The 656-nt window shown below is 71.5% G+C and carries 1 protein-coding gene; it reads left to right on the forward strand.

Going from position 1 to position 656, the window contains the following annotated elements; all coding sequences use genetic code 11:
• Positions 1-656: transposase (locus AC08OU_RS22635; protein ID WP_476605745.1), on the forward strand; the 656-nt coding region annotated here is incomplete at both ends.

Below are 656 nucleotides of genomic sequence, written 5' to 3' on the forward strand. Positions count from 1 at the left end.
TCCCAGGTCACCGGCGCGATACGCGCCCTGACCACGATCGCCGGCGAACGGCGGTTCCTGCTGGTCGGAGGCAGCAAACTCGTCTCCTACCGCAACCTGACCGCGTTGACGTCCACACCCGGGGTCATGTTCCTCGCGCCGGCACCGAAAACGGTCGTGCCCGCGCAGGTTCTGGCCGCCCAGGACTGGGCCACCGCCACCCTCGTCGACCACGTCGCGGCCCGTGACCAGGCCAAACCCTTCCACCAGCGGGCGACCTACCGTGCCCGGGAAGGTGTCACCACCCTGCGGGGGCCCCGCAAGAAGGACCCGTCGGTCACCGTGCGCACGGTGTTCGTCTGGTCGTCCGCGAACGACCAGGCCGCCAAAGCCGCCCGCGCACTCAAACTCGACCGCGCCCGCACCGACCTCGACACCCTCACCCGCGCCGCGGGCAGCCACCACCTCTACCGCACCGAAGCCGCGGTGAAAGCCCGCCTGACCCTGCTGGCGACGAAACACCGCGTCACCCGCTACCTGGTCGCCGCCACCAGCGTCGATCCGGACACCGGGAAACCGGCCCTGGCCTGGCACTTCGACTCCGCCGCGCTCGACGCCGAGGCCGCCACCGACGGCTGGTACGCCCTGCTGACCAACCTGCCCGACGACGTCGGCCC

The organism is Frankia sp. CcMO1, assembly GCF_977945845.1.